Below are 9,181 nucleotides of genomic sequence, written 5' to 3'. Positions count from 1 at the left end.
GTTGTGGCTAGTTGGTTTACACGCACAGCAACAGGGCTGGGATAAGCATTTTCAGGCCAATACCATTGGGCATCGAACGGTACTCTCAACGATTCGCTTGGGATTGGAGGTACTCAGGCGGCCTGATTATCAAATCACGGAGAAAGAATTGCTGGCGGCCTGGGTATTATTCGCCAATCAGTTGCTCAAATATGGCTATGCTATGGCTGATTTATGAGGGGATCCTTCAGCACTAAGCATGAAAAGATCAATGCTCTAATCCTATTCCATAAAAAACATTCAACCTTTAGACTTATTCAACCTTCAACCTGCTCATTCTTTATACTGATTTAAACTCTCCCCATCAAATGTTAGAAATAAGTTGCCTAAATGATAGGGCGAAAAATTACTAATCAAGTAAAAGGAATAACATGATGGAACTTAAATTAAAAAAAGCTGAGTTAGTGAATCTGTCCCATGATAAAAAAGTCTTACCTAGCGAATTAACACCACAAGTTGCTGGTGGTGTGATAACTCGTGCTTGCGGAGAGTTGACTGCCAATGCATACACCTGCCCTTCTGATCGTACAGGTAGCACTCATCGCTGCTGTCAAATCCCTTAATACGGGGTTCAAGTAACCAAATAGGTTGTGACGTCACAATATAACACAGCATATTTTATCAGTAGATATGTAAAGGGCATATCCACTATGCCCTTTTGACTTTCTAAATGAGCCAATATGTAGAAGCTGTACTTCATGGAAATAAAGGAAGGTGGTTCAGTGCAATTTAATCAACCCCATCAGTCTAGCCTTGCTAGACAGGCATTGAACGACATAGCTGCGCTATTAGTGAAAGATGCCAAACAATCATTAGAGCAGCAAGGGGTTGGTTTGTTAACTGGCTTAGCTGGGCAACAATTATTTTTCTGGCAATTACATAAACAGTTTCCAGAACTAGCATGCCAACATGAATTTTCAGCACGAATGACATTAATAGAAGAGCAAATACCATTCCTACATTCACAGTTCGCGTTTGGCTATGGACTGACTGGTGTCGCTTGGCTATATGAATTTTTTTTGCATGAAGGGAATTACCAAGCGGAGTTTAATCACAATACTGATGTGCTCTTACTACAACATTTACAACAGAACGACTGGACTGGAGAATTGGAATTTATTCGCGGACTAAGTGGTTTTGCAGTCTATATAGCGCGGCGTCAAACCGCGGAATTAGGCTTACCTTTGGCCCAAGCGTTATTGACACTACTGGAACAGCAATGGCATCAATTTGCCGATGGTACTGGTGCTTGGGAAGTGGCAACAAACTCTTTCTTTAGATTTAATCAGGCAACAGATAACCCTGAATATAATTTAGGATTAGCTCACGGAGTCCCTTCAATCATTGCCTCTCTATTACCATTATTAGCGCATCAGCAACTACACAGCCAAATTCAGACGTTGTTGCAAGCCAGTTGTCAGTGGTTAATTCAGCAGCAACAAACATCAGAGAAATTTGGTAGTTGCTTTGCGTACATCACGGAACAACCGTGCCAGTCACGACTCGGTTGGTGTTATGGCGATGCCACCATAGCCTTAACATTGCTGCGAGTGGGCAATGCAATAAACCGTGATGACTTTACCGCCGCTGGTAAGAACATTGCCTTAAAAGCCGCTCAGCGTAGACTAAAAAGCAGCCAAGTACAGGATGCAGGTATCTGTCATGGTAGTGCAGGTTTGGCTTTAATCTTTCAAGTCATAACACGCTATTACACCGAATCCACTCTTTCACAGGCTGCACAATATTGGTTTGAACATACATTAGCACTATATCAAACATCAGGACTCGACGGTTTTAATGCCGTGCGCGAACAAGATAATTCAAACTGCCGTCTACCAGACCATGGCTTACTTGGAGGCTATGCCGGTATAGGTTTAGTGCTATTGATGGCCTTCAACGTAGAAACTAATTGGCTAGATGCGCTTTTATTAACCAATAATTGATTTCGATGTATTGGCTATTTTTATAACAAGGGATTGTTTATGAGTGTAGAGGTTTTGCAAGCCGCGGATTTTTTTGTTATCCGGGCACCTAGATCAAGTTTGTCTCAACTACGAAAAATACCAACAGAGCCTACGGCCTTAGTCGATTTTCTCGCCAGTTGGTTAGCAAACCCAGCAGTACAAGAAGCCTTATATCTTGCAAGTCCTTCATTGATGGAACGATTGCCTAATTGGCAACTGCAACCACACAGTAAAGCGGCAATTAAAATAACTAACTCCTTATTGAAATATTTTATTCGGTTTAGCTCTAGAGCGACGCCATTTGGGTTATTTGCAGGCGTAGCCTTGGGGCAAGTAGCAAATGAAACGCGCTTACAGTGTAATAGCATGCTGCGAGATAAGCGCCATACCCGCTTTGACATAGCCTATTTAACTGCAATTCGAGCCCAGTTAAGTGAACCAAATGAGGCCGAGAAGTGGCCGTTATTGTGCTATCAAGCAAATCCGACGTTGCAACAACAGAGCGATGGTCTGCATTATATTGAACCGTATTTTTCAGATACTGAGCAAAAATATCGTTTAAGTACCTTGGTATTAGATGAATATTTGCTTGCTATGCTGCAACTGGCGAAGAAGGAAGGAAACTTTGCTTCGTTACAAGATGGATTTCAACAACTCTATCCTACGGCGAATACTGCAAGCATACAGGATTATATTAAGCAGTTACTTACTGCCGGTGTGCTGCAAGTCAAATTACCACTAACGTTAACTTCTGGCTCCCCAGATCAAACTTTTATTACGGCGTTACAAAGTATGGGCGCTACAGACAGTGCTGATATATTGCAACGAGCTCTCACTCAGTTAAACAGTATGGATAAACAACCTGTTAACCCGCTTAAGCAATATCAAGAAATTTATCATAGCTTGCAAACACTGCCGTATCCTGTAAGTGAGAATCGCCTATTACAGACTGATATTTTGCGCTCATTTTCACAGTGCCAATTAGCACAAGCAGAAGTCTCTGCCCTGATGCCTGCATTATTGGCATTATTAGCGATACGAAAACCTTATAAAACGCCACTTAATGACTTTAGCCAAAAATTTGAAGCAAGATTTGGTAGCCAGTATGTGCCACTGTTGACCTTATTAGATGACGAAGTTGGTATTTCATTCTCCAGCGATATTGGCTACCACACTTCCTTGTTAGCGGGGTTAAATATCACCAATCGTCCCCCCCCTACACAAGATGTTATCGAACCATTGCAACAGACGATTATCGCTGCTCTAAGTGATGTATCCCCAAGCGAAACTGTGCTGCAATTAACAAGTGATTCGTTATTGTCTAAACATGAAAGTGCGACATTAATGGCTAAGTTACCCGTTTCCTTCGCGATTAATTTGTCAGCGTATCAACAAGAGGATGGCCGAGTTATTTACTATTATCATGGTTGCTATGGTCCTTCTGCAGCGAATTTACTCGGACGTTTCTGTCATTTATCAACAGATATGCTGCAACAGGTCAAACAACATTTATCTCAAGAAGAAGCGCATTCTCCTGAAGTCCTTTTTGCAGAAGTACTACATATGCCCGAGGGGCGTCCAGGCAATGTCATCGCTAGACCGACATTTAGAGCCTATGAGATTGTTTTTCTTGCTGACAGTCACTTAGCAAATGAGTGGCAAATCCCAATCAGCGATCTATTGGTCTATCAAGAAAATAACGTGTTATGTTTGTGGTCACAGCGACTACAAAAAAGAATAATTCCCCGTTTATCCTCTGCCCATAATTTCAGTGATCGTAGTTTAGGGATTTATCGGTTTTTATGCTCACTTCAACATCAAAACTTACAAATGCCTCACTTCTCCTTACCTGATAGCCTGCATAAAGCAAAACGAGTTCCAAGGATCATGTTAGATAATCTGGTCCTGCAAGAGGCCCACTGCAATATTCCAGTAGCACTATTGAAACGCTTATGGCAAGAAGGCCAGTTTGTTGAATCCGATTGGCAACAACTGCAGAAAGAATATGGTTTAGAGCGTTATATGAGCTATGCCATAGCCGACCATGTGTTACTGATCGATCTGCAAAATAATATGATGTTCCAAATGTTGTTGGCAGAGGTAAATCATAAAAGCCACATTAGGTTGAATGAAGTACTCGCGATGAAATACCAACCTTTACTGCAAGGGCAAGATGGCCCTTATCAACATGAAATAATTGTACCGCTGTCAAATAGTGCCGCAACCCCATACTTAGCACCACTCATAGCACCATTGACGAACTCAACCAATGACAAGTGTAGGCATTTCGCGCCTGGCTCAGAATGGCTCAGTGTCAAATTATATGCAGGGCTAAGTAGTGTGGAGCAACTATTACTAAAGCAATTGGCACCATGGCTAACGCAGATGCAGCAAGATGGTGTGCTCAAGCATTGGTTCTTTATTCGCTATGGCGATCCCGATTGGCATCTACGGTTACGATGTTTTGGCGAGCCGGAACAATTATATGGGGAGTTACTACCCGCGCTAAATTGTTTATTAGCACCATCCCTAGCCAGTGCAGGCTTGCATCGCATTGAGTTGTTCACTTACATGCAGGAGACAGAACGTTACGGGGGCGATAATATGATGCCTTTGGCTGAGCGCTTTTTCTGTTTGGACAGCCAGTTTGTGTTGCAGGCGATAATATTCAGTGAACAAGATGACAGTTTGAGGTGGCGCTTAGCCATTTTAGCGATAGATTTAATTTTAACTCAATTCGATTATTTACCCGCCGAGAAATTTAAACTGATCGATAATTTGCGGACAGGATTTGCACAAGAATTTAAAGAAGGCTTAGAGTTACGCCAGCAAATGGGCGATAAATATCGACACTATCAATCACAATTACAACAAGATAGCCAATTATTGGATTGGCAGAACCAAACTATTGAGCCATTTAAACAACAAATTCAGCAGAGTTTACAGCAGTTTTCATCTTCGATTGCACCATGTTGTCAGGCAATGTTGGCGTTATTTGAGTCCCAACAGGCACAAGGCAGTCGCGATAATTTATTAGGCTCGTTATTACATATGTTTACTAACCGTTTATTCAAGGCTTATGGTCGAGAGCAAGAGTTTGTCGTTTATGACATGTTACGCCGTATCTATCTAAGCAAACGCGCACAACCAGTACGAGGTTTATCGCAATGAGCGATTTATTTCGAAAAGAAGTTGTCTTGCAGCAACAGCAAAGATTACAAGGGGAAGTAAGTTTAACCCAGCCAGTTAGTTTTATTGGTTTCACAGTATTGATTAGCACGCTTTTTTTATGTGCATTACTATTTTTGTATTTTAGCGAGTATCAACGTAAAGAACATGTGCAAGGTTCTATCGAGCCAGCCATTATGGCTATTCGTTTGCCCACTCCTAAATCAGTCAACGCAGGGCATCTTTTAGTACAAGTTGGCGAGCAAGTGCAGCAGAATCAACCTTTAGTACAACAGCTGAACCTCCCAAATACGATGGGGAAATCATTTTTACTAAAAGCTCCTTTTACAGGAACGGTTACCGACGTTTTATTGCCGTCTGGAGAGGATATCGGCCCATCAAACCCCTCAATATCGTTATTACCGCAACCAGAAACCTTGTTCGCAATTGTATATGTGCCCTCAAGAGTTATAGGACAACTCACATTGGGGCAAGAGCTACAAATGCGCATAGAGGCACTTCCCTATCAACATTTTGGTGTGCAAACAGCCACTCTAGTTGAGATAGGAAGTCAGCCTATAACCATAAATGAATCGCACCCCTTATCGGAGCCGAGTTATAGAGCCGTTTTAGCATTGACGGAAGACGCAAAAAAATTGCCACTGAGAGCAGGTATGGGATTAGAGGTTGATATTAGCTTCGCGCCACGCAGACTATTGGAGTGGTTGTTTACACCAAATGTTGATGATAAGGGTCAAAACTAATGGCAACACTGCAAGAGAAGCTTAGAACTTGGTCTGGCCGCCGCTTACCTATGATCGTTCAAACTGAGGCCACAGAATGCGGCTTAGCCTGTGTAGCTATGGTGGCCAGCATGCATGGCTATCAAACTGATTTAAATAGCTTAAGACAACGTTTTTCGCTATCGCTAGAAGGCTGTACCTTACTGGATCTGATGCATATTGCAGAGCAGTTGCAACTCAGTAGTCGCCCACTGAAAATTGAATTAGAAGAATTATCCGACTTAGCTACGCCATGTATCTTGCACTGGGATCTCAATCACTTTGTGGTACTAAAGTCAGTGAACGCTCAACACTGTATTATTCATGACCCAGCTTTAGGAGTGCGGCGAATATCCCTAACAGAAGTGTCAAAATCATTTACTGGTATCGCTTTAGAATTGACACCGACAGCTACATTTACTGCAGAACAAGCTAAACAGTCACTAACATTCTCATCCTTTTTTTCTAAGATCACTGGTTTAAAGCAGTCGTTAGGGTTGTTACTCAGTTTGTCCGTTTTTTTACAGCTGTTTATTTTAGCCTCACCTTATTACATTCAACTTGTGGTAGACGCCGTTATTATCAGTAATGATGGTCAGTTGCTATTAGTGTTGGCATTAGGCTTTGCTTTGTTACTATTATTTGATGTTGCCACCAATGCTTTACGCAGCTTAGTGCTACTGAATTTCAGCAGTCAACTTAGTGTGCAGCTAGCCAGTAACCTCTTCCATCACTTAGTGCGGCTACCATTGACCTATTTTGAAAAACGTCATATGGGGGATCTGGTATCACGATTTGGTTCTTTAAGGCAATTACGGGAACTGCTGACTACCGGCATTATTGAAGCCATCATTGATGGTTTTATGGCGCTAGGAGTTCTATGCATGATCTTCTTTTACAGCCCGTTATTGTCTCTCGTCGTACTAGTGGCAGTACTAGCATATTGCGCCTTGAGATTAGCGTTATATCGGTCCTTACGCTTAGCCTCAGAGCAGCAAATTCTAGCCTTAGCAGGTGAACAATCTAACTTTATGGAAACGATCCGAGCAATTCAAACGGTTAAGCTATTTGGTTTTGAAAGTCAGCGAGAAGCGATTTGGCAAAATCACTATGTTAAAGCAACGAACAGGACCATTACGCTCGGGAAATATGAAATTTCGTATCAAATAATGAACAAATTGTTATTTGGTACAGAAAATATTGTAGTGATCTATCTTGCTGCAGAATTAGTAATGGTGGGCAGTTTTACCACAGGAATGTTATTTGCATTTATTGCCTACAAAGCCCAATTTATGGAGCGTATGAGCAAGTTGATCGAAAAGTTAATTGAATATCGCATGCTGAGTTTACATTTTGAACGGATTGCAGATATTGCCCTAACAGCCAAAGAGCAAACTTATCCACCACAACCAATGCTGCATAAAGTGGCCGGAAATATCTGTCTACAACAGGTTAGTTTTAGTTATAGCTCCGTCGCTGAGCCAGTGCTATACAATTTAGCATTACAAATAAACGCCGGTGAGTCGGTTGCAATTATAGGTCCATCCGGTTGTGGTAAGAGTACCTTAATGAAACTGTTATTAGGGCTATTAACACCAACCGAAGGTGAGATTTTAATCGATGACATACCGTTGGTGAAATTAGGATTAGCTCAATATCGCAAGCAAGTCGCAGCTGTAATGCAAGAAGACCGATTACTTGGTGGGACAATAGAAGATAATATTACTTTTTTTTCGGAAAAAATTGACGTCGAAAAGCTCACTCGTTGTGCACAAATGGCAGCAATACACCAAGATATTTGTCAGATGCCAATGGGCTATAAAAGTTTAATAGGCGATATGGGCTCAGCACTATCCAGTGGGCAAAAACAACGGTTAATTTTGGCGAGAGCGCTGTATCGGGAACCGAAGATTTTATTTATGGATGAAGCAACAAGTCACTTAGACATTGTCACTGAGTCTGTTGTTAATCAAGCGATGAAAAATTTGAATATCACCCGAGTGGTAATCGCCCATCGGCCCGAAACCATTAAAGCTGCAGATAGAGTCATCGATTTAACACAACTTCTACATCGACCAGCAATTAACAAAGTAAGTTAAATAAAATCAAAATATTGCACCGATGAAATGAATTGTTTATGCCCTCTATCGACTTAAGCGTGTCAGAAGGCTACTTTTATAATAACACCCGTGATTCAGAAAATAACTTGGTCAATTCGATAGTTGAGTTACTTGTGACAAAAATAGACCAAACCCAAGATAAGCAAGCATCTAAAAGCTTGTTATTGTCAGATAGAGATTCACTCTTCTACGTTAATCACATGAATGAGAGCAATGTATAGATGGGATTAAGACAAATTGCAGATGCAAAAAAGCCAGCTTATTCAGCTGGCTTCGTTGCATCTCAATGAGATCATTAGGCGCTTGGCGATGACCTACTCTCACATGGGGGTGAAATCATAGCGCTATAAATACGGAGTATTTAGCCATGATTGAACGCGAAAAAGCTTGTCTTCGTAGCCGGGGAGTCCGCTTAGCGGCGGGCGACCGCCATGGATGGTGGAAGTGTCAATATTGGAGGAACATTTATTGACCGACATCGAGATAAGTTTTCGCGAAGCGTATAAACACAAAAGCCCTAGCGGTTTAGGCTAGGGCTTTGGTGTTTATTTGGATGCTTGGCGATGACCTACTCTCACATGGGGAGACCCCACACTACCATCGGCGCGTTTGCGTTTCACTTCTGAGTTCGGGATGGGATCAGGTGGTTCCACAAGGCTATTGTCACCAAGCAAATTCTGTTTATTACCGTGTCCATCWCTGGRYCACGYTAATAATAATTCGGAAAGCTGATTTTCTTTGTTTGAGTCTTTAACTTYATCAAGTRTCKRTATTCTGTCTAAGGCTTTTCGTACGACCTCCATGGAAGGAGGAAGTGCTAGAAAATGTCTGGAACATTTTCAGYAAAACCCATCTGGGTTGTATGGTTAAGCCTCTCGAGTCATTAGTACATGTTAGCTCAACGCCTCACAACGCTTACACACCATGCCTATCAACGTCCTAGTCTCGAACGGCTCTTTAGAGGAATTAAATTCCTAGGGATGACTCATCTTAGGGCTCGCTTCCCGCTTAGATGCTTTCAGCGGTTATCGATTCCGAACGTAGCTACCGGGCAATGCCATTGGCATGACAACCCGAACACCAGCGGTTCCCCGAACACCAGCGGTTC

At 42.0% G+C, this 9,181-nt stretch carries 5 protein-coding genes, 2 rRNA genes and 1 pseudogene; 6 read left to right on the top strand and 2 right to left on the bottom strand.

Annotation, left to right across the window (positions count from 1 at the left end):
- The 6 genes and pseudogenes from L5M37_RS23635 to L5M37_RS23610 all read left to right on the top strand — a co-directional run.
- Positions 1–217 (top strand): annotated as a pseudogene (locus L5M37_RS23635) (IS4 family transposase); the annotation flags it as partial.
- Between the two features lie 193 nt (positions 218–410).
- On the top strand, positions 411–602 hold the full coding sequence (locus L5M37_RS23630) for a hypothetical protein (protein WP_147250506.1): 192 nt from the start codon (positions 411–413) through the stop codon (positions 600–602).
- A gap of 135 nt (positions 603–737) precedes the next feature.
- Positions 738–1,982: a lanthionine synthetase LanC family protein gene (locus tag L5M37_RS23625; protein WP_263148899.1), complete on the top strand. Its 1,245-nt coding sequence runs from the start codon at positions 738–740 to the stop codon at positions 1,980–1,982.
- A gap of 39 nt (positions 1,983–2,021) precedes the next feature.
- Complete coding sequence (locus L5M37_RS23620; RefSeq protein ID WP_263201897.1) at positions 2,022–5,174, top strand: lantibiotic dehydratase; 3,153 nt, start codon at positions 2,022–2,024, stop codon at positions 5,172–5,174.
- Positions 5,171–5,935, top strand: coding sequence for an HlyD family efflux transporter periplasmic adaptor subunit (locus tag L5M37_RS23615; protein WP_113940939.1), 765 nt, complete (start codon positions 5,171–5,173; stop codon positions 5,933–5,935). The genes L5M37_RS23620 and L5M37_RS23615 overlap by 4 nt, the downstream gene beginning before the upstream one ends.
- Positions 5,935–8,052, top strand: coding sequence for a peptidase domain-containing ABC transporter (locus L5M37_RS23610; RefSeq protein ID WP_258547658.1), 2,118 nt, complete (start codon positions 5,935–5,937; stop codon positions 8,050–8,052). The genes L5M37_RS23615 and L5M37_RS23610 overlap by 1 nt, the downstream gene beginning before the upstream one ends.
- Before the next feature lie 576 nt (positions 8,053–8,628).
- Here the strand turns inward: L5M37_RS23610 and rrf are convergent.
- Both rrf and L5M37_RS23600 read right to left on the bottom strand, forming a co-directional pair.
- Positions 8,629–8,744, bottom strand: a 5S ribosomal RNA gene (gene rrf, locus L5M37_RS23605).
- A 191-nt stretch (positions 8,745–8,935) separates the two neighbouring features.
- Positions 8,936–9,181 (bottom strand): 23S ribosomal RNA (locus L5M37_RS23600); the annotation flags it as partial.

Source organism: Shewanella sp. SM69 (assembly GCF_025653985.1).
GTDB classification, from domain to species: domain Bacteria; phylum Pseudomonadota; class Gammaproteobacteria; order Enterobacterales; family Shewanellaceae; genus Shewanella; species Shewanella oncorhynchi.
Note: the sequence above shows the minus strand (reverse complement) of the source record. Positions and strands in the feature narration are given on the sequence as shown.

What these genes read in the sequence shown, in the direction of transcription:
- L5M37_RS23610 (WP_258547658.1), top strand. Translation starts at nt 5,935, where the DNA reads ATGGCAACACTGCAAGAGAAGCTTAGAACTTGGTCTGGCCGCCGCTTA.
- L5M37_RS23615 (WP_113940939.1), top strand. Translation starts at nt 5,171, where the DNA reads ATGAGCGATTTATTTCGAAAAGAAGTTGTCTTGCAGCAACAGCAAAGA.
- L5M37_RS23625 (WP_263148899.1), top strand. Translation starts at nt 738, where the DNA reads ATGGAAATAAAGGAAGGTGGTTCAGTGCAATTTAATCAACCCCATCAG.
- L5M37_RS23630 (WP_147250506.1), top strand. Translation starts at nt 411, where the DNA reads ATGATGGAACTTAAATTAAAAAAAGCTGAGTTAGTGAATCTGTCCCAT.
- L5M37_RS23620 (WP_263201897.1), top strand. Translation starts at nt 2,022, where the DNA reads ATGAGTGTAGAGGTTTTGCAAGCCGCGGATTTTTTTGTTATCCGGGCA.